This window comes from Corynebacterium sp. LaCa_205, assembly GCF_057458085.1.
Map to the genome: position 1 here is coordinate 1,549,717 of NZ_CP190931.1, position 24,308 is coordinate 1,574,024.

Annotated in this window: 24 protein-coding genes and 1 pseudogene; 6 read left to right on the forward strand and 19 right to left on the reverse strand. The window is 57.6% G+C overall.

All coding sequences use genetic code 11. From position 1 onward, the window contains the following. Positions 1-3: 3 nt before the first annotated feature. Genes mutM through ACP8J1_RS07505 form a run of 3 tightly spaced genes read right to left on the reverse strand, consistent with a single transcriptional unit; the run spans position 4 to position 2,134 of the window. Positions 4-819 (reverse strand): bifunctional DNA-formamidopyrimidine glycosylase/DNA-(apurinic or apyrimidinic site) lyase, encoded by an 816-nt coding sequence (gene mutM, locus ACP8J1_RS07495; protein WP_023021269.1) that lies wholly within the window; start codon positions 817-819, stop codon positions 4-6. A gap of 2 nt (positions 820-821) precedes the next feature. After that, the gene (gene rnc / locus ACP8J1_RS07500) at positions 822-1,592 is read right to left on the reverse strand and encodes a ribonuclease III (RefSeq protein WP_023021268.1); all 771 of its coding nucleotides are present in this window, start codon (positions 1,590-1,592) and stop codon (positions 822-824) included. Continuing rightward, complete coding sequence (locus tag ACP8J1_RS07505) at positions 1,589-2,134, reverse strand: YceD family protein (protein WP_023021267.1); 546 nt, start codon at positions 2,132-2,134, stop codon at positions 1,589-1,591. Before ACP8J1_RS07505 ends, rnc begins: the two co-directional genes overlap by 4 nt. Before the next feature lie 150 nt (positions 2,135-2,284). Here ACP8J1_RS07505 and ACP8J1_RS07510 point away from each other — a divergent pair, with 150 nt between their 5' ends. Then, positions 2,285-2,932, forward strand: a complete 648-nt coding sequence (locus tag ACP8J1_RS07510; RefSeq protein ID WP_023021266.1) for a hypothetical protein — start codon at positions 2,285-2,287, stop codon at positions 2,930-2,932. A gap of 184 nt (positions 2,933-3,116) precedes the next feature. Here ACP8J1_RS07510 and ACP8J1_RS07515 read toward each other — a convergent pair whose 3' ends face one another. Both ACP8J1_RS07515 and gdhA read right to left on the reverse strand, forming a co-directional pair. After that, positions 3,117-3,875: a DivIVA domain-containing protein gene (locus ACP8J1_RS07515; RefSeq protein ID WP_023021265.1), complete on the reverse strand. Its 759-nt coding sequence runs from the start codon at positions 3,873-3,875 to the stop codon at positions 3,117-3,119. A gap of 199 nt (positions 3,876-4,074) precedes the next feature. Beyond that, positions 4,075-5,421 carry an NADP-specific glutamate dehydrogenase gene (gdhA, locus tag ACP8J1_RS07520; RefSeq protein WP_023021264.1) on the reverse strand — a complete coding sequence of 449 codons (1,347 nt, stop codon included), beginning with the start codon at positions 5,419-5,421 and terminating at the stop codon, positions 4,075-4,077. Positions 5,422-5,619: 198 nt separating this feature from the next. On the opposite strand from gdhA, the gene ACP8J1_RS07525 reads away from it, so the two are divergent. Next, positions 5,620-6,702, forward strand: a complete 1,083-nt coding sequence (locus ACP8J1_RS07525) for a glycerate kinase family protein (protein WP_023021263.1) — start codon at positions 5,620-5,622, stop codon at positions 6,700-6,702. Here the strand turns inward: ACP8J1_RS07525 and ACP8J1_RS07530 are convergent. Further along, positions 6,699-7,097: a hypothetical protein gene (locus tag ACP8J1_RS07530; protein ID WP_023021262.1), complete on the reverse strand. Its 399-nt coding sequence runs from the start codon at positions 7,095-7,097 to the stop codon at positions 6,699-6,701. The genes ACP8J1_RS07525 and ACP8J1_RS07530 overlap by 4 nt on opposite strands. Positions 7,098-7,133: 36 nt before the next feature. On the opposite strand from ACP8J1_RS07530, the gene ACP8J1_RS07535 reads away from it, so the two are divergent. Further along, a complete protein-coding gene (locus tag ACP8J1_RS07535) occupies positions 7,134-8,339 on the forward strand; it encodes an amidohydrolase (protein WP_023021261.1) in 1,206 nt (401 codons plus the stop codon). Positions 8,340-8,439: 100 nt separating this feature from the next. Then, a complete protein-coding gene (locus tag ACP8J1_RS07540; RefSeq protein WP_023021260.1) occupies positions 8,440-10,830 on the forward strand; it encodes a glycogen/starch/alpha-glucan phosphorylase in 2,391 nt (796 codons plus the stop codon). Positions 10,831-10,901: 71 nt separating this feature from the next. Here the strand turns inward: ACP8J1_RS07540 and ACP8J1_RS07545 are convergent, their stop codons facing one another. Further along, entirely contained in the window at positions 10,902-12,161 is a 1,260-nt protein-coding gene (locus ACP8J1_RS07545; protein WP_486697366.1) for an alkaline phosphatase, read from the reverse strand. Here ACP8J1_RS07545 and ACP8J1_RS07550 point away from each other — a divergent pair. Beyond that, a complete protein-coding gene (locus ACP8J1_RS07550) occupies positions 12,063-13,406 on the forward strand; it encodes an IS256 family transposase (protein WP_023021258.1) in 1,344 nt (447 codons plus the stop codon). The two genes, ACP8J1_RS07545 and ACP8J1_RS07550, sit on opposite strands and share 99 nt — an antisense overlap. 36 nt (positions 13,407-13,442) lie before the next feature. Next, a pseudogene (locus ACP8J1_RS07555) lies at positions 13,443-14,170 on the forward strand (IS1634 family transposase); the annotation flags it as partial. 30 nt (positions 14,171-14,200) lie between these two features. On the opposite strand, the gene ACP8J1_RS07560 reads toward ACP8J1_RS07555, so the two are convergent. The 12 genes from ACP8J1_RS07560 to ACP8J1_RS07615 form a co-directional block, all read right to left on the reverse strand. Beyond that, positions 14,201-15,091 (reverse strand): cation diffusion facilitator family transporter, encoded by an 891-nt coding sequence (locus tag ACP8J1_RS07560; RefSeq protein WP_005328806.1) that lies wholly within the window; start codon positions 15,089-15,091, stop codon positions 14,201-14,203. A gap of 293 nt (positions 15,092-15,384) precedes the next feature. Further along, complete coding sequence (pyk, locus tag ACP8J1_RS07565) at positions 15,385-16,800, reverse strand: pyruvate kinase (protein ID WP_198010468.1); 1,416 nt, start codon at positions 16,798-16,800, stop codon at positions 15,385-15,387. Positions 16,801-16,958: 158 nt separating this feature from the next. Continuing rightward, a complete protein-coding gene (gene lgt / locus ACP8J1_RS07570; protein WP_023021256.1) occupies positions 16,959-17,912 on the reverse strand; it encodes a prolipoprotein diacylglyceryl transferase in 954 nt (317 codons plus the stop codon). Positions 17,913-17,957: 45 nt separating this feature from the next. Further along, positions 17,958-18,788, reverse strand: coding sequence for an indole-3-glycerol phosphate synthase TrpC (locus ACP8J1_RS07575; RefSeq protein ID WP_023021255.1), 831 nt, complete (start codon positions 18,786-18,788; stop codon positions 17,958-17,960). A gap of 84 nt (positions 18,789-18,872) precedes the next feature. Next, a complete protein-coding gene (locus ACP8J1_RS07580; protein WP_023021254.1) occupies positions 18,873-19,511 on the reverse strand; it encodes a TIGR02234 family membrane protein in 639 nt (212 codons plus the stop codon). Beyond that, positions 19,508-19,870: a phosphoribosyl-AMP cyclohydrolase gene (hisI, locus tag ACP8J1_RS07585; RefSeq protein WP_023021253.1), complete on the reverse strand. Its 363-nt coding sequence runs from the start codon at positions 19,868-19,870 to the stop codon at positions 19,508-19,510. The genes ACP8J1_RS07580 and hisI overlap by 4 nt, the downstream gene beginning before the upstream one ends. Continuing rightward, entirely contained in the window at positions 19,867-20,637 is a 771-nt protein-coding gene (hisF, locus tag ACP8J1_RS07590; protein WP_023021252.1) for an imidazole glycerol phosphate synthase subunit HisF, read from the reverse strand. Before hisF ends, hisI begins: the two co-directional genes overlap by 4 nt. Positions 20,638-20,667: 30 nt before the next feature. Beyond that, positions 20,668-21,450, reverse strand: a complete 783-nt coding sequence (locus ACP8J1_RS07595) for an inositol monophosphatase family protein (protein ID WP_023021251.1) — start codon at positions 21,448-21,450, stop codon at positions 20,668-20,670. 3 nt (positions 21,451-21,453) lie between these two features. Then, positions 21,454-22,242, reverse strand: coding sequence for a bifunctional 1-(5-phosphoribosyl)-5-((5-phosphoribosylamino)methylideneamino)imidazole-4-carboxamide isomerase/phosphoribosylanthranilate isomerase PriA (gene priA, locus ACP8J1_RS07600; RefSeq protein ID WP_023021250.1), 789 nt, complete (start codon positions 22,240-22,242; stop codon positions 21,454-21,456). 14 nt (positions 22,243-22,256) lie between these two features. After that, positions 22,257-22,889: an imidazole glycerol phosphate synthase subunit HisH gene (hisH, locus tag ACP8J1_RS07605; protein WP_023021249.1), complete on the reverse strand. Its 633-nt coding sequence runs from the start codon at positions 22,887-22,889 to the stop codon at positions 22,257-22,259. A 3-nt stretch (positions 22,890-22,892) separates the two neighbouring features. Further along, the gene (locus ACP8J1_RS07610) at positions 22,893-24,143 is read right to left on the reverse strand and encodes an MFS transporter (RefSeq protein ID WP_023021248.1); all 1,251 of its coding nucleotides are present in this window, start codon (positions 24,141-24,143) and stop codon (positions 22,893-22,895) included. After that, entirely contained in the window at positions 24,140-24,298 is a 159-nt protein-coding gene (locus ACP8J1_RS07615) for a hypothetical protein (protein WP_198010475.1), read from the reverse strand. Before ACP8J1_RS07615 ends, ACP8J1_RS07610 begins: the two co-directional genes overlap by 4 nt. Between the last annotated feature and the right edge of the window lie 10 nt (positions 24,299-24,308).

Sequence of the window (24,308 nt, forward strand, 5' to 3'; positions counted from 1 at the left end):
AAATTATTGACAATGGGGGCAAAAATGGGTGGACCGCCCTGAAATTATGCAGCGCTCCAAGGGCGTTCCACACCGCAGACAGGGCTGGCCAGCACGCCCATACGCGGCCAAAGAACGCGAAAAATACCCCGATTCGCCGTTCACATTTACGTACAGGGAATCAAAACTCGTGCCACCCACTTTTAGGGCCGCTGTCATGACCTCCTGAGCTGCCGAAAGCAGAGCAACAGCATCTTTTTGCCGCAAGGTCGAGGCTTTCTTGCGGGGTGAGATTTGCGCGGCCCACAGGGATTCATCAGCGTAAATATTGCCGATTCCAGAGGTCAGCGTTTGATCCAAAAGCGCGGTCTTCACTGCGGTCCTCTTCGCACGCAGGCGCCGTGCTGTAGCCGCACTATCGAAATCCGGTTCCAGCGGGTCAATGCCAATGTGCGCAATCTTGTCCCACGGCGCATACAACCAATACCCAAAGGTGCGCTGGTCAACAAAGCACACCTCTACCCCACCGCTCAGCTGGGCGGTAATGCGAAGGTGCGAAGATTCGGTGGCACCTATTCGGATCTGACCCGACATACCTAGGTGGATAAAGAGGACGTCACGGTGGGGGTCCATGGCATCTTCGCCCACAAATTCCAGCCACATAAACTTCCCGCGCCTGGCCACCGCAGAGATCTCTTTGCCCTCAAGGAGACCGGAAAGCGGCTCATCTTGGCCACGATTGGAACGCGGGTGTAACACCTCTACAGACTCAAAAGTCCGTCCCACCACGTGTGGTGCAAGGCCACGGCGGACGGACTCGACTTCCGGCAATTCCGGCATGCTCAGCCCTCTTTATGTGCAGTGCCTTGCACCAAAAGCGGAGTTTCGCGCAGGGTCTGGCAGGCCTCCTGAGCTGCCTGCTGCTCGGCCAACTTTTTATTGTGGCCCACACCATTTCCTACGGTCAGACCAGCCACAGTAGCTACTGCATTAAAGGTCTGGTCATGCTCTGGTCCGGTGGAAGTAGCCGAATAAACCGGCATCGGCGCCTTTAGCTCCGCGCACAGCTCCTGCAAAGTGGTCTTCCAATCCAAGTGGCGCCCGCTCACAGTCGCATTTTCGATCTTTTCCGCAAATAAGCGCAAGATGACGTCACGCGCCGTTTCAAAACCATGCTCGCGGTAAATGGCACCAAAGATTGCCTCAGTGGTATCCGCAAGAATGGAATCTTTATCGCGGCCACCGGTGGACTGCTCGCCCTTACCCAACAAAATGTGCGGTCCTAGGTTTATTTCCCGGGCGATATCAGACAGGCCGTAGCGCGAGACAATCGATGCGCGCATCTTGGAAATATCCGATTCCGGACGGGACGGGTAGGTGATGTAGAGCTGAGAGGCTACCGAAAGGCCCAGCACCGCATCGCCCAAGAACTCCAAGCGCTCGTTGTTTGGCAAGTGCCCATTTTCATTAGCAAATGAACGGTGGGTCAATGCTAGGCACAGGTGCTCTGGTTGCAATTCCACACCGAGCGATTCCAACAACGGGGAATGGTCTACTGCAGCGAACTCGGCAGCCAGTGCCTCTTCCCCAGTTAGCTTCTTCTTGCGGCTCATAGGAACTTCTCCAAACCAGCCCAACGGGGATCGACCTTTTCTTCGTCCTCTTCGCCAGAGATACCCGTGGTCACGCCCTCAGGCGTGTCAATCTCGCAGCCATCTTCGCATACCGGGGCAAAGGGAAGATTAAGGCCTGCCTCATCGATCACGGCCTGCAAAAGATCCAGCTCATCATCTTCAATCTCTGGAATCTCATCTCCGGATCCTTCGTCACCGTCTGAAGGGGTATCTCCCGAGACAAAGGATTCGTCGGCTGCAAAGACCTGTGTGACGTGCAAGTCCAACTGTGGGTGCAATTCCTTCAAGCAGCGAGCGCATTCCCCGGTCAGCTGTCCGGATACGTTGGCATCCACTAAGACACCTGCACCAAGAGGGGTCAAGGTAGCGTCTACGGTGAGCTCTTCGCCCTGCGGGATGGCGATCATCTCCACGCCGATCCTCTCAGGTGAGGGGCCGGTTTGGGTGCGTTGTTCCGGCAGTGCGTCAGCGCCTTGGGCGTTCAACAATTCGCCCACATCGAACTTCAATGGTGATGTCATAACACTAGGTAGTCTACCTTGCCCCGCAAACTCCGCCTAGCGGCCCGCGCGAGGAAAGTTTCTGTCAAGAATCTGGCGTTTAATGTAAAAGGACATATGCCTTTGCGGATTAGCCTTTTCCCGAGCGAAAGCCGTCCTTAGTCTGGAAGCATGACCTACCACTTGGCACTAGCCTCCACGGATCTACGCAGCATAGCGCTCGGTTTCACCGTGTTTAGCTGTCTTCCCGCTGCGGTATTAGCTACTGCCGGTATGCTCGTTCACGCCACTCCACGCCCGGACCGTTCAGGCATGTACGGCGCGCGTGGCATTCGCCTCTTTACCGCACTCATCTGTAGCGTCGTTGCCGGTTTGGTAGCCGGCGCCATTTTAGTATTGCCCACCGGCATGGACCTTTCGGTCCTTACCGGCGCGCTCATCTTTTCCCTAAGCGCAGGTGCTATTACTTGGTTCTCCCGCGCGACCATTCCTACCGCGCTCATTTCTGTGGGCACGATGGTGCTAGCTACCGGTGCGCTCCTTAGCGTGTGTGCCGTGTGCTTTCCACAAAATTTCAGTGATAATCCCTTGACATCATTGTCTTCCTATTTCTTCACTGCACTCGTTGCGTTCCTTTTTCCAGGCTTGGTAACCGCGATTATCGCAGCATGCATGGCCGTCCAATCCGCCGCGCCTGCACACCTTCTCCCGCAGCAGGAAGACATCTCCGTTCCCCTACACACCCACATAACGCCTACTCCCCATGAAAAAGGAAAGGCCATTGCCGCTAAGCAACCTCGCACTCGTGCCACCACCTAATTTACTCAGACCAGCGGCGATGAATAAAGGCCCTATTTGGTGAGTAGACGGTGTACGACGAACCGCCTGCTCACCAAATAGGGCCTTTGGCCGTGCCTAGTGTATAGGTCTTTCCTAGCCCCTTACTCTACGGCCCGGTGTGCACCGAACCATAGAGCTTAAGGCCGATAAAGAAACTAAAGTTTTAGCGCTCGTTATAGCGGCGCTCATAGGTCTCGCCTTCCGCGTAACGTGTGTTGCTTGCGGCGCCGCCGGCGCGTCCCGGAGCCGAATAGTCGCCGCCACGGGAGCGCACTCCGGCGCCGCCGCGCAGGGCAGAGCGGTCGGAGTTTACTGTACGCAGCAGACCATTAAGGGTGGTTTCAAATTCGCTTAGCTTGCCATCCACAAATTCATCGCATTCACTGCGCAGACGGTTAGATTCGGTGTGGGCGGATTCCACAATGCGATGTGCTTCTTCATCGGCGCGGCGAACAACTTCTGATTCCGAAACCAGACGCTCTTGCTCTGCGCGGCCTTCAGCGACGGAACGCTCATATTCATCATTCGCCTGAGCGATAGTACGGTCTGCTTCCGCGCGGGCCTGCTCCACCATGGACTGAGCGCGAGCTTCAGCATCAGCCACCAGCTTGGCGGCATGCTGCTCTGCATGGGACACCGTGGCATCCGCCTCTTCGCGTGCGTGGCCCACAATGTCATCTGCTTGAGCATTAGCATCATTGATGGTTTGGTCCGCGCGCTCCTCAGCGCCGTGCAGGATTTCATCCTGCTTATCCAACACATCCTGCGCGTCATCAATCTCAACGGGCAGCGCGTTACGGAGGTCGTCGAGAAGCGCGAGCATTTCATGGCGCGGAACTACGCAATTAGAGGTCATGGGGAAGCCATGGGCCCCCTCCAAGTGCTGAACTAATTCATCTAGAGACTCAAAGACACGGTACATACCGCGAATTTTACATACCCTCACCCGCCATGCGTGGAGGCCACGCACCGAGTGTGTACTGCAGATTTTACTTCCACAACCGGTCTTGCCAGTCCGCGCCCACACATACAGAATTTATGGCACGCATATACAAAAACAAGCGCCCCTTTTACCGCCACGCTCTGTGGCGCAAAAGGGGAGCTTGAATAAAGGCCGATTTTTAGATGACGCCCTGTGCCAGCATGGCATCCGCTACCTTCTTGAAGCCGGCGATATTTGCGCCGGCTACGTAATCGCCTTCGCGGTCGTATTCCTTCGCCGTGTTGTCGATGTTTTTAAAGATATTAGACATGATCGCGTGGAGGCGGTCATCGGTGTAGTCAAAGGACCAAGAATCACGGGACGCATTTTGCTGCATTTCCAGCGCGGAGGTAGCAACACCACCAGCATTAGCGGCCTTGCCCGGCGCGAAGTTGATCTTGGATTCTTGGAATATGTGGACGGCCTCCGGGGTGGACGGCATATTGGCACCTTCGGCCACGTAGCGCACGCCGCCTTCCACAAGCTTTTTGGCCGAGTCGCCGTCCAGCTCATTTTGGGTAGCACACGGCAGTGCCACGTCCGCCCTTACTTCCCAGATATTTCCGCCCTCATGGAATTCCACGCCGCTGCCAGCCTCTTGTGCATAAGTGGAAATACGCTCACGACGAGTTTCTTTGACGTTCTTGAGAAGCTCGATGTCCACGCCTTGTGGGGTGGTGATATAGCCGGAAGAATCGGACATGGCCACCACGGTGGCGCCCAGTTCTTGGGCCTTCGCTGCGGCGTAGATGGCAACATTGCCCGAGCCAGAGACAATGACCTTGGCACCATCAAAGGACTCGCCATGGGTCTTCATCATTTCATTGGTGAAATAGACCGTGCCAAAGCCTGTGGCCTCGGTACGAACCAGGGAACCGCCCCAGGTCAGGCCTTTGCCAGTAAGGACACCGGATTCATGCTGGGTAGTCAGGCGGCGGTACTGACCAAAGAGGAAGCCGATCTCGCGGCCGCCGACGCCAATATCACCAGCTGGAACATCGCGGTATTCTCCGATGTGGCGGTGCAACTCCGTCATAAAAGACTGGCAGAAGCGCATGATTTCCACCTCGGACCTGCCCTTGGGATCAAAGTCAGAACCGCCCTTGCCACCGCCAATGGGCAGGCCGGTCAGGGAATTTTTGAAGATCTGCTCAAAACCGAGGAACTTAATGATGCCCAGGTTGACCGAAGGATGGAAACGCAGTCCGCCCTTGTAGGGGCCGAGCGCAGAATTGAACTGGACGCGAAAACCGCGATTGACTTGGATATCACCATTGTCATCGATCCACGGCACGCGGAAGATGAGCTGGCGCTCAGGTTCACAGAGACGCTCCACCAAGCCGTAGTCCGCGTACTGCGGGTCTTTTTCTAGGACAATCTTCAGCGAGTCCAGAACCTCAGAAACCGCTTGGTGGAATTCTGGTTCTCCCGCATTGCGCTTGAGCAATTTGTCGTAGTACTCAGAAATTTGGCTATCTACTGACATGGCGTGCATTCCATTCTGTGGACGTATAAGAACAGATACCAGTTTCCTATCAAACTACCGATAAAGCAAGCAGTTTCTAGACCTTGCATAGATCCGAACCGTCTTTACCAGCGACAATAAAGTAAAATATTTTCTGTAGAACGTTCGGATCTTCAGCCGCACAGACTCCTTTCCCAGGCGGGCTTTATAATCACGGGCATGCATATTGTCGTCGCGCCAGACTCGTTTAAAGGCACCGCCTCCGCGCCCGAGGCCGCAGCAGCCATTGCTATGGGGGTGCGCCAGGTTCTTCCCGAGGCCACGGTTACCACCCTGCCCATGGCCGATGGTGGCGAGGGAACCGCCGCCGTCCTCGCACAAGCGGCCGCAGCCGGCGGACAATCCGTCGAAAACATCACCCTGCCTACCACCGACGCCATCGGCCGCTTGACTCAGGCAAGCTATGCTCTGGCCGGAACCACTGCGTTTATCGACGTCGCCTCTGCCACCGGCCTGCCCGCAGTGCAGGACAGCCTTGATCCGCTGCACGCCGATTCTTATGGCACCGGCGTGCTGATTGCGGATGCAGAAACACGCGGCGCCACCTCGATTGTGCTCGGATTGGGAGGAACTGCCAGCATCGACGCCGGTATGGGCATCCTTACCGCGCTCGGCGCTGCCGCGCACGACGCCCGCGGCTACGCCCTGCCCAAGGGCGGCGCTCCCCTAGTTCAGCTCGATCACATTGACACCGCGCAGCTCAATATCAAGGCGGGCATGCTTGATTTCACATTGCTGGCAGATACCCGCGCTACTCCAGTACAGGCGGCAACCATGTACGGCCCCCAAAAAGGAGCGCAAGGCGAGCAGGTAGCCCTGCTGGCCGGTGCCATGTTGCAAACATGCGAAGTCACCGGCGCCGATGCGGACTCCGAATATTTCGGTGCCGCGGGTGGCCTTCCCATCGGCCTGCACTGGCTTTCTCGCACGCTCTGGGGCTCAGATGAGCATATTCGCGTCTTATCCGGCGGCGCACATGTCGCCACTGCACTCGGGCTGCCAGAAAAAATATCCTCCGCCGATCTCGTCATTACCGGCGAGGGCCGGTTTGACGAGCAATCTTTGACCGGAAAGGCCGTCGGAACCATTGCGGGTCTCGCCCAGGACGCAGGCACGCCTATGGGCATTATCGCCGGTTCCTTCGAGCATGACATGGACGCCTACTGCGCATCGCTTAGCCAAGAAGGCCCCCTGGCGCAACAGCTGGCGGCGGCCGCCAGGGACATCGTCAAGCAGCTCTAAGGCCGGATAGACAGCGACCACGGGAAGATAGCTGGCTGCTCATGCGCCAGCTCATCTTCCAGCAAGACGTGGTCTTTCGGCAGCACTGCATGCGGGGTAAGAAGGCGCGAGAGCACCATGCCTAGTTGGTTAACCGAGCCGCTCACCCCTGTTACCGCAATGTCGTAGCGGTACACGCTCGCGTCCTCAAGGTCGCGGTCCTCATGCTCATCGCGATAATTTTGCCGCAGCTGTTCTTCCAACCCCTCTGGAAACTGCGGCGCATCGGGGCGAGTAACCTCAGCGGAGGCTAATGAACCGCTTTCTACCAACTTGTCGGTGGCAGTGGTAAAGATATCCGCGACGCGCTCTGCTTGTGCGTTGGGAACCAAAACATCAAATTGAATAACCGGCATAGCGCTAACCCTACCCAATTCCTAAGGTGTGAAACCATGTCTGATTCTGCCCGCATCGCCCAGCTCGTCACTTCCCAGCAGGCCGATCTGGAGTGGCAGCAGGACTTTTATGAGGACCTGCACCGCCACCCCGAGCTTTCCCACGAGGAAGAGCGAACCGCCGGTCGCATCCGCGCCAAGCTCGCCGATTTTGACTGCGAGGTAGTAGAGAACATCGGGGGTTATGGGATGGTCGCCATCTTCCGCAATGGCGATGGACCCACCGCTTTGCTGCGCGCGGATTTCGATGGTCTGCCGGTAGAGGAGGCCACCGGTGTTTCCTATTCCGCTGCCAATGGAAATATGCACGCCTGCGGACACGACATGCACACCACCGCGCTGCTAGGTGCCTGCGCGCTTCTCGACGCCTCCCGTAGTTCCTGGTCCGGCACCTTCCTCGCCCTTTTCCAACCGGCCGAAGAATCCTCCATGGGGGCTAAATTCATGCTGGCCGATAACCTCATTGAACGCGTCCCGCGCCCCGATATTTGCCTTGGCCAGCACATCATGCCCGGCCGCGCCGGCACGGTTCGCCACACCGCCGGCCCGATCATGGCCGGATGCGACTCCCTGCGTATCCGCGTCTTTGGCAAATCCGCCCACGCCTCCATGCCCCATAACTCCATCGACCCGACCTACATCGCGGCTATGATCGTCACCCGCCTCCAAGCCATTGTGGGCCGCGAGGTCGCCCCGCACGAGTTCTTTGTCATCTCCGTAGGCGAGCTTCACTCCGGCGATAAAAACAACATCATCCCCGACTCCGCCGAGCTGGTACTCAATACTCGCTACTATGATCCCGCGTTGGCAGAAAAGGTCTACCACTCCCTCGAACGCATGGTTAAGGCCGAGTGTGTCGCCTCCGGAAGCGAGCAGGACCCTATTTTTGAGTACTACGCCCACGGCGAGGTCACCGATAATGACGCCGCTGCCCATGCCCCAGTAGGCGAGGTTTTCGACGCCGCTTTTGGCTCCGACTCAGTCATCGCGGCCCCCTCCACCGCCTCCGAGGACTTTTGCTACCTGCCGCAGGCGTGGGGGGTACCTTATGTCTTTTGGCACATCGGCTGCACCCCGGAAGATGAGTTGCAGGATCCTCCGGTCAACCACCAAGCAACCTTCCTGCCTGACTATGCCCCCACCGTTTATGCCTCCACCCGGGCGGCATATGGTGCGGCAATGACCTACTTGGCCACGCCCTAGGTGCCCGAGACGCGTATTCTCATTCCCCCGCCTGCGGCGCAGGGCCAATGCTATTAAGCTGGCAGGCGTTTCGTGACTCCCCACAAACTTAAGGTTGAAAATGAGCCAGCCACGGCATTCTGCTTTCGAATCCACTGTTCCCTCCCATGTCCGCGCGGCCTCTGGCGTGAGCCCGCACAGCGCTTCCAACCGTAAGTTCTGGTCGGGCCTCTCCGGTGCCGTCATGGAGCAGATTGCCGATAATTGGGAGCGCACCCGTACTGCCTACGCGGAAACGCGCCAACAGCACTACTTCTCTGCGGAATTCCTGCAGGGACGCGCGCTGCTCAATAACCTCACCAACTTGGGTCTTGTTGACGATGCCAAGACCGCGGCCAAGGCAACCGATCACGAGCTGAGCGATGTCCTCGAAGCCGAGCATGATGCCGCGCTCGGCAACGGCGGCCTCGGACGCCTTGCCGCCTGCTTCCTCGATTCCGCTGTCACTCAGGACTACCCCGTAGCCGGCTATGGCCTTCTCTACCGCTACGGCCTTTTCCGACAGTCCTTTGAGAATGGCTTCCAGAAAGAACAGCCAGATGCGTGGATGGAAAACGGCTATGACTTTGTCATCCGCCGTGCCTCTGAACAGCGCCGCGTCCACTTCGATGACATGGACGTGCGCGCAATTCCCTATGACATGCCTATCACCGGCTACGGGACCGATAACGTAGGCACCCTGCGCCTATGGAAGTCCGAGCCCATCGATGACTTCGATTACGATGCCTTTAACTCCCAGCGCTTTACCGAGGCCATCGTCGAGCGCGAGCGTGTTATGGACATCTGCCGCGTGCTCTACCCCAATGACACCACGTACGAGGGCAAGGTATTGCGCGTGCGCCAGCAGTACTTCTTTGTCTCCGCATCCCTGCAAACCATGGTGGATAACTACATTGCCCAGCACGGCGAGGACCTCACCGGTTTTGCGCAGTACAACTCCATCCAGCTCAATGACACTCACCCAGTGCTCGCCATCCCAGAGCTCTTGCGCATATTGCTCGATGACCATGGTCTGAGCTGGGATGCGGCGTGGAAAATCGTCACCGAGACCTTCGCCTACACCAACCACACCGTGCTCGCAGAGGCACTGGAGAGCTGGGAAGTGTCCATCTTCCAAAAGCTGTTCTGGCGCATCTGGCAGTTGGTGGAAGAAATCGATCGCCGCTTCCGCGAAGATATGGCCCATCGCGGCCTGGATCAGGGTCGCATTGACTACATGGCGCCGGTGTCCAACGGACAGGTTCACATGGCCTGGATCGCCTGCTACGCCGCTTACTCCATTAACGGTGTCGCCGCCCTGCATACCGAAATCATCAAGGCCGATACGCTGTCCGAATGGCATGAGCTCTGGCCAGAAAAATTCAACAATAAGACCAATGGCGTCACCCCGCGCCGCTGGCTGAAGATGTGCAACCCCCGCCTGGCAGAACTGCTCACCCAGCAGGCTGGTTCCGATGCGTGGGTTACTGACCTCACCCAGCTGGCCAGACTCGCCGATAAGGCCGACGATGCTGACCTACTACGAGAACTGATCGCCATCAAGCAGGCCAATAAGCGCGACTTTGCGCAGTGGGTAAACGACCACCAAGACGCTGAAATCGACCCTGATTCCATCTTTGACGTGCAGATTAAGCGCTTGCACGAGTACAAGCGCCAGCTGATGAACGCCCTCTACGTCCTTGACCTCTACTTCCGCATCAAGGACGAGGGCGAAACCGTGCCGAAGCGTACTTTCATCTTTGGTGCCAAGGCCGCGCCGGGCTACGACCGCGCCAAGGCGATTATTAAGCTCATCAACACCATCGCAGACCTGATTAATAACGACCCGGACACCAAGGACATCATCCGCGTCGTCTTCGTAGAGAATTACAACGTCTCCCCCGCAGAGCACATCATCCCAGCCGCTGATATCTCCGAGCAGATTTCTGTGGCTGGCAAGGAAGCCTCCGGCACGTCCAATATGAAGTTCATGATGAATGGTGCACTGACCTTGGGCACCATGGATGGAGCAAACGTAGAAATCGTCGAGGCGGTTGGCGAGGACAACGCTTATATCTTCGGCGCCCGCAATGAGGAGTTGCCGCAGCTGCGCGCCGAGTACAACCCGGGCGAGCTTTACCAGAGCGTGCCAGGCTTGGCCCGCGTACTGGATGCGCTTGTCGACAGCACCCTGGGCGCAAACAATGCCGGTATCTTCGGCGATCTGCGCGCCTCGCTTCTCGACGGCTTCGGGGAGCACGCCCAAGACCAGTACTACGTCCTAGGTGACTTCGCCGACTACCGCGAGACCCGCGACCGCATGGCCGCAGAGTATAAAGAGGACGAGCTTGCGTGGGCAAAGAAGGCGTGGCTAAATATCTGTTATTCCGGTCGTTTCTCCTCGGACCGAACCATCGCGGACTACGCGAACGAGGTGTGGAAGATCCAGCCGACCCCGATTTCCCAGCGCTAAGAAAAGGTCCTGCCCTTCGCTTCCACGGCGAAGGGCAGGACCTTTAGGTAAGGCGGTGTGCCTGATTCTGTTTAGCGCAGGTCCACGCGCTTGAGCTGCTCATAAATGGGCTTCAAGTCAATGTTAAGCACGCCCATCTGCGTAGCTAGGAAACCGAGTCCACCAACGACAGCGCCCAAGATTCCTAGGCCTGTAGCTAGGCCTGCGGCAAATTCCTTGCTGCTGCCTTCCTTGCCGGCGTCATCGGACGGGTTGGCAGCGTCTTCTGGCTGCTCTGGGTCGTCTGCTTGGCCGGTGCCATCGTTCCACCACTCATCAAAGGTCAAGTTGGCTACCAGGGTGTTGTCGATGTAGTCACCGCGGACCGAATCGGTCCCAAAGATACGGGCCATGATGTCCCCGGAGCCGGCGCCCTTGAAGAAGAACGGCACCAACTGGTTGGTGTGCTGACCGGAGTACCAACCGTGGCGAGCAACCTTGCCCTTCTCACCTTCCATAGCGTTGAAGCGGTTATCCGCCTCAGGGTTATCCTCAGTCGAAGCCTCGTTCGCACCGGAGAGATAGCCGGTTTCGTGGTCTGCGGTAACAACCAGCAGGGTCTCCTCCCAGGAAGAATTCTCCTCGACCCATTTGATGGCGGCATCGACCGATTTGTTGAAGTCCTGGGTTTCTTCGATATCGCGCACCGGGTTATTGCCGTGTCCGGCCCAGTCGATGGCACCACCCTCGATCATGACGGAGAATCCATCTTCATCCTGTCCCAGTGCGTTGAGTGCGCCGGTGGTCATGGTGGGGAGATCCACGACGTCGTTAAGCGGATCAGAGTACGGCTCCTTCGCCTCGCCAGAGCGGGAGTTCTGCAAGGTGGATCCTACCTGTGCGATACCCCAGTACTTCTGATCCGGCTTGACGTCGCCTTCCGCCATCTTCTTGAAGTCATCGTTGGACTCAAAGTAGTTCCAGTCGGTCTCGCCAGCGGAAAGCTTGGCGTAGTCCTCCTCATACATGAAGCTGTAATCCGGAGTATCGACCTTTTGGTGGTCATTGTCGTAGAACGGGTGACCAGCTGCCATGACCACGTCGAGGTCGCTGCCAAGCATCTCGCGGCTGATGTCCGGCAACTTATTGCGGTCCATGTTGTGCGCGGCCCACGCCGCCGGAGTGGCTTCGGAATAGAGAGTGTCTGATGGTTTGTGTGTGGGTTCCCAACCTGCATAAGGAGATAAGCCAGAATGACTACTGTGACAAGACGAGATCCGGCTGATAAGGCCAAGATTGATGCGATTGAAAAGAAGTTGCTTGCTAACCCAGAAATCGCGAAACTGATTGATGACCTAGGCACGTCCACGACGGATGCCAATGACCTGGTTCGCGGCATGTTACAGGCCTCGATTACCAGAGGCCTCAACGCTGAAATGGATGCCCACCTGGGCTACGAGTCTGGCGACAGGAGCGCTAAAGCTGCTGCTGGGACAGACAATCACCGCAACGGGTCGTATCCAAAGACTGTGGATTCTAACTACGGGCCAGTTGCCGTTGATGTCCCGAGAGATCGGGCTGGAACATTCTTGCCAACTATGGTCCCTAAAGGTTCTAGGCGCTTGACTGATGTCGATGACATGATTGTCAGCTTGTACGCCGGTGGGATGACAATTAGGGATATCCAGCATCATATGGCAACGGCGATGCGTGTTGATATTTCTCATGAGACGATTTCCGCAGTCACCGATGCCGTCCTCGATGAGGTCATGGTCTGGCAAAACCGCCAGCTAGACGAGTTCTACCCGGTCATTTTCCTGGACGCGCTGCGCATTAAAATCCGCGATGGCGGCCTAGTGGTCAATAAGTCCGCGTACATGGCAATCGGCGTGGCTCTCGACGGTATCAAGCACTTTTTGGAATCGTGGATTGCCAAAGAAGAAAGCGCTTCATCCTGGGCGCAAGTATGCGCCAATCTTTCTAACCGTGGGGTTAAAGACGTCTTTATCGTTTGCTGTAACGGGTTCAAAGGCTTGCCGGAAGAAGTAAAGGCAACCTGGCCGAACTCTATGGTGCAAACCTGTATCGTGCACCTGATTCGTGCCGCTAACCGATGGGTAGCCTACAGGGATCGCCGGGGCGTATCGGCCGCGTTGAAAAAGATTTACACCGCCACGGACGAGTCCACAGCTCAGGCTGCCTTAGACGAATTTGAAGCCTCTGAATTGGCAGAAAAGTATCCACGCTCAGTCAAAGTCTGGCGAGATGCATGGGCGCGTTTCGTACCGTTTCTCCAGTTCCCACCAGCAGCCAGCAAGGTCATTTACACGAAGAATTCGATTGAATCATTCAACAATGAACTGCGGAAAGCTACCCGCAACAGGGTGCAGTTCACTAACAATGAATCAGCGCTCAAGACGCTATGGTTGATGATCTGCAATATCGAAGACAGACGAGCTGCCAAGAGAGCGAAGCAGGGCAAACGAGTCTCAGCGACAACCGGCAGACTCATGGAAGGGACCCGAGTTTCCGGCTGGAAACAAGCCATTAACCAAATGGCCGTGGCCTACCCCGACAGCTTCGACAAATACCTATAAACCTAGCCCCACACACAAACAACTTGACACCCTCCGAACAAGCAAGCATTGATAGATGCAGGTCTGCACTACATTTTGTCGGTGAAACCCCACCGTGCCTGAGGTGATTGAAACCTGGCGGCGGGAAATCCCTGGTGAAGCCTACGCCCACGGCCAGATCTGGACACAAGCCTCGGCAAGCGATGCGCGCAAACACACAACCCCGAATACGGTGACCCACTTCCAGTACTCCTATGATCGGGCCAGACGCGGCCTGCGCGGAATCAAAGAGCAAGTCGCAAAAGCCAAACGCGCTGTTGACGGCGAAATCGCCATTAAGCGCAACCGCTATTTCGATCTTTCCACCCCGAACAAGAAGGTCAACTACGCTCTTGCTGCCAAACACCGAGCCCTAGCCGGAATTAAAGGCTATGAAACCGACCTGACCGCTCTTCCCGCCCAGGAGGTTATCGGGCATTACCGCAGGCTATTCCACATTGAAAATGTCGTATCGGATGTCGAAATCAGACCTGAAAGCACGCCCAATCTATGCGAGGAAACAAAACTCGATCACAGCACATCTCAATATTGTGATGGCAGCACTAGCCGTGACCCACCTGATGGAGACCCGCAGTGGTCACTTCATCAAACGCCTCGTGAGAACACTCAAGAAATACCGCAGCTTTCAACTCGTCGTTGGCGGCGAAACCATTCACGCCGCCGTACCATTCCCGCCCGACCTCACTGCCACCATCCAAGTAATCACCGGCCGCGAACTTCCGCACAAAATTGGCCTAAGTCAGGTTAGAAGGGAATCAGCACACCGTCTCGTGGGATTCGTGCTCTGGGTGCTCAATCTGGATGGTGGAGTGCTCGATACCGTGTTCGCGCAGGGCCTGCTGGGCGGCATCCAACAGCGGGCCGGTGCCGACGGTGCCGTCGCGCACGATATGCACGGTCGTGAGCACGTTCACGCCGTCCAGGCTCCACAGGTGCAGGTCGTGGATGTCAGCAACGCCCTCGACCTGCCGCAGCGCGGGCTCGATCGCACTGGCGTCGAAGTCCGCCGGGACTTGCTCGAGCAGCACGCTCGCCGAAAGCCGCATGAGCTGCCAGGCGCGCGGCAGCACCATCGCCGCGATCGCTAGGGAGGCGATCACGTCCGCCGCCACAAACCCCGTGGTCAGTACCACGATGCCGGCTACGATTACTGCGACCGAGCCGAGCATATCCACTAACACGTGCAAGAACGCGCCCTCCACGTTGATCGAGGATTTGCGGTGCCGGTGCAGAACCCACGCCGATAGCGCATTCGCCACCAGGCCGATCACCGCGATGATCAGCATCGTTTTTCCCTGCACTTCGGCCGGGCTCTGCAGGCGGCGCACCGCCTCGACGACAATCCACACCGAGATCGCCAGCACCATCACTGCGTTCGCCAGTGCAGCAAGCACCTCCACTCGTCGGTAGCCGTACGTGGCCTGAGCCGATGCTTGTCGGCGCCCAACCAACACCGCTAACACCGCGATGATCAACCCCGCAGCGTCGGAAAGCATGTGCATCGCATCCGCCATCAGCGCCATCGAACCCGCCAACCAGCCGCCGATCAGCTCCGCGAAGAAGACGGTGCCGGTAATGCCTAGCGCAATCAAGAGTGCGCGCAGCGGCGTGCTGGAGTGATCGTGGTCGTGGTGCTCGTGTGCCATGCACTCAGCCTATCCCCGTCGACGCTTATTGACAATTAAATGAAAATGGATGGCGGTAAGCGCAGCCACTGAGGCCAAGTCGGCCTGATTTAGGTCATTGTGCAGTTGTCCTTTGAATGTGTAGAGAAGCTGAAACATGAACAACCAAAAAGTACTGCAGCCGCATGTCAGGAAAGCAACCGCTGAGTGTACTCGAGGTAAATATAAATCTACATTTGTATAAATGTATATAGAAAAGCGCCGCGACCCGTGGAACGTGTTAAAGGGTGGGTCGCGGCGCTCGTGCCAAAAATCTACTTCTTGGTTTCACCCAACAAGTGACACTGAATCATGTTGGTATTGCCGGCAATTCCTGGAGGGGTACCAGCAATGACGACAATCATGTCACCTTCTTCGTACTTATCCATCTCCAGCAATGCGTCATCGATGGCTGCCATCATGTCATCGGTGGACTTAACGTGCGGACTCAAGAAAGTCTCAGCACCCCAGGTCAACGCGAGCTCAGAACGCACGGCCGGATCCGGGGTAAACGCCAACAGCGGCAGGTGGGAATGCAGGCGGGCTACACGCTTGGCAGTATCACCGGAGGTGGTGAAGGCCACGATGGCCTTAGCATTAAGGCGCTCTGCAATATCGCGAGCGGAGTAGGACACCACACCACGCTTGGTGCGTGGAACGTGGGTAAGCGGTGGAACCTTGCCGCCGTCTTCAGCATTAGCCACAATCTTGGACATGGTGCGCACAACGTTCTGCGGGTCAATGCCCACGGAAGTCTCACCAGAGAGCATGACAGCATCGGCGCCATCGAGCACGGCGTTGGCAACGTCGGATGCCTCTGCACGGGTCGGGCGCAGGTTGGAAATCATCGAATCCAGCATCTGGGTAGCCACGATGACCGGCTTAGCGTTTTCACGCGCAATCTGGATAGCGCGCTTCTGGAACAGCGGCACACGCTCCAGCGGCACCTCGACGCCGAGGTCACCACGGGCAATCATAATGGCATCGAATGCCAGCACGATGGACTCGAGGGCATCGACTGCCTCCGGCTTTTCCAGCTTCGCAATAACCGGAACGCGGCGACCTTCTTCATCCATAATCTCGTGGACCTTATCCACGTCAGCTGGGGAGCGAACGAAGGAAAGCGCGACAAGATCTACGCCAAGCTTCAGAGCGAAGCGCAGGTCGGCGATATCCTTCTCCGACAGGGCCGGCACGGAGATATCCATGCCAGGAAGGGAAACGCCCTTGTTATTGGAAACTGGGCCGCCCTCGGTAACCTCACACACGACGTCATTGCCGTCGACTTCCTTACAGACAACGGCGACCTTTCCGTCGTCGATAAGCAGGCGGTCACCCGGCTTGGCGTCCTTGGCCAAGCCCTTATAAGTGGTAGATACTCGGTCGTGGGTGCCTTCGATATCGTCCACGGTAATGCGGACGATTTCACCGTTATCCCACTGCTCCTCGCCGTTAATAAAGCGGCCAAGGCGAATCTTGGGGCCCTGCAGGTCCGCCAAAATACCGACGGCGCGGCCGGTCTTATCAGTAGCCTGGCGCACCCAGTTGTAATTCGCCTCGTGGTCCGCGTGCTCGCCGTGAGACATATTCAAGCGGGCAACGTCCATGCCGTCTTGAACGAGGCGCAAAATGCCATCCTCGCTAGCAACGGCAGGGCCGAGAGTACAGACAATCTTTGTTCTTCTATCCAGCATTATTGGCCTATTCCGTCGGGGAAACTGAACACTCCCCAACCTACTCCTTCGTATGGATTGCGGCCACAATTTTGGACCCCCATTTTCCGAACGGACACTCAAAAATGCCCTAGCCCCCACACAATCAAACCTATTCGGAAATACCGGGGTAGAACCTACGGTGATGCAGAGTCCGAATGCTGCCCCTCAGGTACCGCGCTACCATCGCCACCCCCGTTACTATCGCGGCGCTCGGCCCAATACTTAGGATCTACCTCTGCGGGAGATTCTGGGCCTTGGCGGCGCCTATCAAGCAAGAAAAAGACGACCGCAGAGATGATGAAAATCACCAGGGAGACGATGATATTCACGCGCAGCCCGAAGATATGGGTGGCTTCATCGGAACGCATTCCTTCGATAAAGAACCGGCCCAACGTATAGCCCATGACATAGAGGGCAAAGACTCGTCCGTGCCCCAACTTCCATGCCTTGTGCGCCCACAAGAGGAATAGACATACAAGGACGTTCCACACCAGCTCGTAGAGAAAGGTCGGATGCACCGAAGTCATAACCTCACCCGTGGAGTGCCCGGAGACCGGCGCAAAACCGCCGTTGTCATTGACTCGGTAGTAAATATCTAAAGCCCATGGAACGTCGGTCGGGCGCCCGTAGAGTTCTTGGTTAAACCAGTTGCCTAGCCGCCCAATCGCCTGCGCGAGGACCAGGCCCGGGGCCACGGCATCAGCGAAGGGGCCGAGTGGCACCTTCTTCACTTTGAAAAGTATCCACAAGGCCAGCGCGCCGAGAGCAACAGCGCCCCAGATGCCAAGGCCGCCATTGGTAATCTTTAGCGCATCCGCGGGGCTGCAACTATCGCAGAAGTACTTCTGATTATCGGTAATCACGTGGTAGAGCCGCCCGCCAATGATGCCGGCTGGGATAACCACGATGGCAGCATCCCATACTGTGTCTGGGTTGCCGCCGCGAGCGGTATAACGGCGCAAGGTCATGCGCAGGCCGACGATAATGCCCACGATGATGCACAGCGCGTAGGCACGGATGGGAAGTGGCCCCACCTGCCACACGCCCTGCGGCGGAGACGGAATATTTGCAAGAATTTCTGTGTGCACGTAGCCAGTGTGCCTTATCCCCCACCCCGCCAGCTAGTCGGGGTATTACTCTAATTTGCGCGCGGGGCACGCTGGGTGCTGGCCGGCGGCAACCAGCGACCGAGCCAACGCTGTAGGGTCTTGGGCCGCCATGACTGATTCGCCGACGAGCACCGCATCGGCGCCCCGGGAAGCATAGTGAAAAAGGTTGCGCGCGTTGTTTACCCCACCTACTGCAATGCGCAGGATGGATTCGGGCAGGCCCGGGGCAATATCGTTGAACGCCTCACGGTTAATCGCGTCCGAGGCTAAAGACCACGCATTGATGGAGATAACGCTACTTCCAGCCTTAATTGCGCGGTCGACCTCGGCGCAGTTGCGTACCTCGACGATGGCGGTCATACCGAGAGATTCCACGCGGTCTAATAGTGCCTCCAAGCGAGCCTGCTCCAGCAGCTCTACTTGCAGTGGAATAGCATCGGCCCCATAACAGCGGGCCTCATGAATTTGGTAGGGATCTACGATGAGATCTCGTGACATCATGGGCACATCAATCGCTGCGCGGGCAGCCGCCATGTCCTCCAAAGAACCGTGGAAGCGGCGGAAATCAGTCTGGCACGCCATAAGGTGTACGCCGCAGTCTTCAAAGGTGCGGGCCCATTGCGCCATGTGCTCCGCAGAACCAACATGTGCAATCTCGCCGCCGTAGGGAACGGCACGCTTGAGTTCCGTGATAACGGAGCAGCCGGGGCGCAAGAGAGCTGCGCGCACATCCCGGGGAGATTCCATGTCACGCGAGCGTGCCTTTACTTCCTGAAACGACACACGGGACTCCCGCGCAGCGACGTCCTCTAAGACTCCTGCTACTAGGTGGTCAACGGCAATGGGCGTAGGCATCAGCACCTCCCTCCACGGGCGATTGAAATCACACTTAGGTTAACCCGCTCCCGTGCAGTTGCGGAAATTGCACAGACTACGGGGCTATTTTTTATCCATATCAGTGGGATCGATATCACTATCAAGCGCGTCCCACATCACGCGGCCAGAATCAGAGGAGGTTTCCAAATCCTCCTCCAATTTCGCTTGCCGCGCTGCCGGCGTCTCGTATTTGCTAGATGCCTTCACTTTATCCTCGCCTGGGTTGCGAGCTAGCATAACCGCACCAAAAAGAGCCATTGCCGCTCCTACCAGGGCCAGAATCGGCCCCCAGGCATGCACCTCGGTGGAAACCACTGTGGCCCATTGAGAAATTTGCGCGGAATCTACTGCATTCTTATTAGCCGAGGCACCTTGCAGGATCTTCTGCGCGCGCTCAACATCCGCGCCCGCCGTCAGCAAGCTAACCGGGGTCCATGCACTGGCCGCTGCTGCGAGGGCACAAATAATGCCCACTACGCGCCTACCGATGCGGCGCAGAGCCAACCCTGCGACGGCGCCGGCAACCAATACTAGAGTCAAGGCCATAATCTCTAGCGACCATGCCGAACCTATGATGTCATTGGCGGCGGAGCCGGTCTTATCATCTTCGCTGGCAGCAACCACCCACGTGGCACGGGAAGACAGCCACAATACGATGGCTCCTACAGCGATAAGTAGCGGTCCAAGGCGTTTAGCCTTCACGATTGTCCTCCTAGGAGATCTGTGGCGTCAAAGCACGTGCGGTCACCGGTATGGCAGGCGCCGCCACGCTGCCGCACGGTCAGCAGGATAGTATCTCCATCACAGTCAAGGCGAACGCCCAGCACCTCTTGGGTGTGGCCAGAAGTCTCACCCTTGACCCAGTACTCATTGCGCGAGCGCGAAAAATACGTGGCCTTGCGCGTGGCAAGGGTATGCGCCAAAGCATGGTCATCCATCCATGCCATCATCAGCACCTCACCGGACTCAGCCTGGGCAATGGCCGGCACCAAGCCTTGGTCATTGCGCTTGAGCTGCTTGGCGATGCCCCCATCTAGTTCATAGTCGGCCGGGTTACTCATCGGCGCACCTCGTAACCTGCGGCATCTAGGGTGTCCTTTACGTCGCAAATTTCTACCTCACCAAAATGGAAAATGCTTGCGGCCAAAACGGCATCGGCACCGGCCGCAACGGCCGGTGGGAAATCCGCGGCGCTGCCCGCACCGCCAGAAGCGATGATGGGAATAGTCACTGCCTCGCGCACGGCATACAGCAGGTCCACATCAAATCCTTGCTTGGTGCCATCGCCATCCATCGAGTTGAGGAGAATCTCCCCTACTCCGAGTTCCTCGCCACGGCGAGCCCACTCAATGGCGTCTATTCCGGCCGACTTCGTGCCACCATGCGTGGTGACCTCGTAACCAGAGGGCGCAAACTCCTCCCGGCACCGGCGGGCATCAACGGACAGCACGATGCATTGGGTCCCGAAAACCTCGGCCATTTCGCGCAGCACTTCCGGATTCTTAATCGCTGCAGTATTTACGGAAACCTTATCTGCACCGGCGCGCAGTAGCTCCCGGACGTCGTCGACGCTGCGTACCCCGCCGCCGACTGTTAGTGGGATAAATACCTGGTCCGCAGTGCGGCGTACAACCTCTAGCATGGTTGAACGCCCTTGCTTTGAGGCAGATACATCCAAAAATGTAAGTTCGTCAGCGCCTAAGGAGTCATAACGCGCGGCCAACTCCACCGGGTCACCGGCATCGCGCAGGTTTTCAAAGTTAACGCCCTTGACCACCCGGCCTTGGTCCACGTCTAGGCAGGGGATAACACGTACGGCTACAGCCATATCGGCCGCCTCCTTTGTGAGAATGAAGTCTTAGCGGTGAAAGGAACCGCTATGACGGGACAGGATGTCCACGATAGTGGCATGGACCTGCGGGGTACCTGCGACCAAGCCACGCGACTGCGCAGTCCACGGATTTCCTTCCGGATCAGTCACTACTCCGCCGGCGGTTTGAATTTGCAGTGCACCAGCGGCGTTATCCCACGGGTGTGGGGAGAAGTTAATCGCGCCATCAAATACGCCCTGCGCAACAAAGGCATTATCCAGCCCCACTGAACCGGTCATCCGCGGGCGCAGGCCGGTTTCGCGCAGCTCGTGGAAGATCTCAGTGGGCAGATGAGAAGAGCAGCCCACGTGTCCGCGCGCTTCATCGAAGCCCATCGCGTCCTCCCCACCGCCGAAGCCAGTAGCAGGCCCGCCTACTGAGCGCAGAGGAGAGCCATCGCAAGTGACCAAACGTCGCCCCAATAATGGGAAATCAGACACCGCTACAACAGGTGCGCCCTTATGGATGAGCGCCACCAAGATGCCGGCTAAAGGGTTTCCAGCGGAGTAATTTGCGGTGCCATCAATCGGATCTACTACCCAGACGGTATCTAGCACGCTGCCGCCGGATTCTTCTCCGTACACTGGGATGCCGGTCATTTGAGTCAAAATATCCCGCAGCTGTTGCTCGATGACGAGATCTACCTCGGTGGCAAAATCTCCCTGCCCTTTAAAGCGGGCGGGCTGCGCACCGAGGCCGGAACGAAAAATGGGTTCTACTTGGTCTACGGCCGCCTCCGCGAAGGCCACCAACTCGCGGGGTTCCATCATGGCTTAGTTGTCCTCAGGGTCGAACGGGTCAATGGTTTCTTCCGCCGGCAGCGGCTCTACCTCGGCCACTGCTGTGAGAGCTTCTTCGAGGCTGAATTTCCCCTCGTAGAGGGCTTTTCCAATAATGGCGGAATCAATGCCCTCATTTTCATAGAGAGCAAGCTCGCGCAGGTCTTCCACGCTAGAGATACCACCGGAGGCGGTGATTTTAGCTTCCGTAGCCATGGCGACCTCGCGCAGCAGCTCGATATTCGGTCCGCTTAGCGTGCCGTCTTTAGATACGTCTGTCACCACAAAGCGCTGGCATCCGGCAGCATCGAGGCGCTCGAGCACCTCCCACAGGTCGCCGCCATCGGAAACCCAACCATTGCCCGCAGTGCGCCACTCGCCGCCTTCCTCGCGCACGGCGAGATCCACGGCAACCTTATCGCCATAGCGCGCAAGGATATCTTCTATCCATTCCGGCTGTTCAAGAGCAGCGGTGCCAATATTAATGCGCTGCGCGCCGGTAGCCAGTGCTTGCTCTACTGCGGCATCGTCTCGGATGCCGCCACTAAGTTCCACGTTTATGCCCAGCTCTGCGGTGATATTCGCCATCTGCTCGTGGTTGGAACCGCGGCCGAATGCCGCATCCAAGTCCACAAAATGCAGCCATTGCGCGCCGTGGGACTGCCACTTCAATGCGGCATCGCGCGGCGCACCGTAGGAGGTTTCGGTGCCTGCTTCGCCTTTGTCCAAGCGCACCGCTTGACCTTGAGAGACATCAACTGCGGGCAAGAGCGTAAAAGTCATAGTCATCATCCTACCTAGAGCGTGCGCATCCAGTTTTCCAAAAGCTGTGCGCCAGCGTCCCCGGATTTTTCCGGGTGGAATTGGGTCGCCCACAAAGCGCCATTTTCCACCGCCGCGACAAACCTATCACCCGCGTGCTCGGCCCAGCTGACCAAGGGTGGACGGGTGATTTCCGTTTCCAACTCCCAGCGGCGGACGCCATAGGAATGCACAAAATAGAACCGCTCGTCTTCGGACAAGCCTGCAAACATATCGCTGCCGACGGGAACCGCAACGGTATTCCACCCCATATGCGGCAGGACTGTAGAGTGAAGTTTTTCAACGGTGCCGGGCCACTCGCCGCAGCCGGTGGAATTGATGTTGTGCTCCACCCCGACGTCGAAAAGCACCTGCATACCTACGCAAATACCCAGCACTGGCCGCTCCCCTGCCAGGCGCTGGCCGATGACCCTTGGCCCCTGAACCTCGTTTAGCCCGCGCATACATGCGTCAAAAGCGCCAACGCCGGGGACAAGCAGACCGTCTGCGTCCACCGCTGCTTTGGGATCCGCAGTCACGGCAACTTCCGCGCCTACTCGCTCCAGCGCGCGCTGTGCCGAGCGCACATTGCCCGCGCCGTAATCCAATAATGCGACCGTCTTTGCCATGGGCTATACCTTACGCATGCGACGCAGACGCGTTCGGATATCGTTGGTTTCACTCACGCGGGTGCGCCCAAGGATAAAATCTGCCAGCGTCATTAGTACGCCAACGCCGAGGATAGCCACACCGGCGCCAAACGCCCCCGCGTAGCCGTAGCCGGCAACCAACGCACCCAAAAGGGTCGAGCCCAAGCCGGTGCCGCCATCATAGAAGATATTCCAAATGGCCGAAGCCTCCGAGACACGCTCGCGCGGTAGACGGTCAAACATCGACAACAGGGCTTCATTTTGGGCAATGCCAAAGGCCCCGCCGAATAGGAAGGCACCCAGCACAAGCCACCACACGGAGCCGTCGAGGTAGAGCGGGACGGCGATGGCGAGCACACCCACAATGGCCATGATCTGGCTGGGGATATACAACCGGCCGGGAGTGCCCACGCGGTCTGCCACCATGCCGGCGAAGTAGCGGAAAATCATGGCCGCGCCACCCACGATGGACAGCATGATGCCGGCAAGGCTGGCGCCACGCTCTGCATCTAGTTCCTGCACCGCCGGCGGCAGGAAGGACGACACGGCGCCGTAGCTCATGGAGAAAGTCGTTAACGCTAGTGCAGGCACTGCCACCAGCTTCCACGTGGGAACGCGGATTAGGTTGGGCTCGTCTTCGGTATCAGAAGCCAGCGTGACCTTTATCTTGGGAATGCGCAAGCACAAACCAAAGCCCACGAAGCCAATGATGCCGGCAGTGATATACGTCGAGGCATAACCCAGCTTTTCCGCCATGACCAAGCCCAAGGGCAAAAAGACCATTTGGCCTAGTCCCGTAAACACACCGATCATGCCGGTGGCCTTGCCCAAAAGGCGAACAGGTGCCAACTCGGCAATAAGCGCAGACTCGGAAACGGTCAGCGCGCCAAAGCCCACCCCGCGCAAAGCGGAAAAGAGTAGGACAACCCAAGCATCTGTTCCCAAAAGATGTCCGAAGGCAGGGACGCCCAAGGTAAAGGCGGAAAGTGCCATCACGCGGCGATAGCCCCAACGGCGCAAAAGCCACGGGGAAATGATCTGCGTAAGCACGGTAAAGGCCATGAAGATGCCGGTGGATGAGCCCGCCAAAGTAGCTGAGCCGCCGGAATCAATGACAGCGAGCGGCACCACCGGAAGGAGGATGGACCAAGCGCCGAAAGCAGCGGCAATGGCCATCATAGTGGCGGTATAGCCCGGGATCTTCCAAATATTAGTCTCTTGGGTTTTGCTCACTTACCAAACGCTCCTACCATCCACGAAATTGCTGCTACCACGGTAATTGCGGCCAAAAGGGAGGCTACTACTGTCATTGCCTTCGACCCCTGTTGGTAGGCAGTCCATGCACCGCCTACTAACATGCCTGCCACGAGGAAAAGAACCAAGATCATAACATGCATG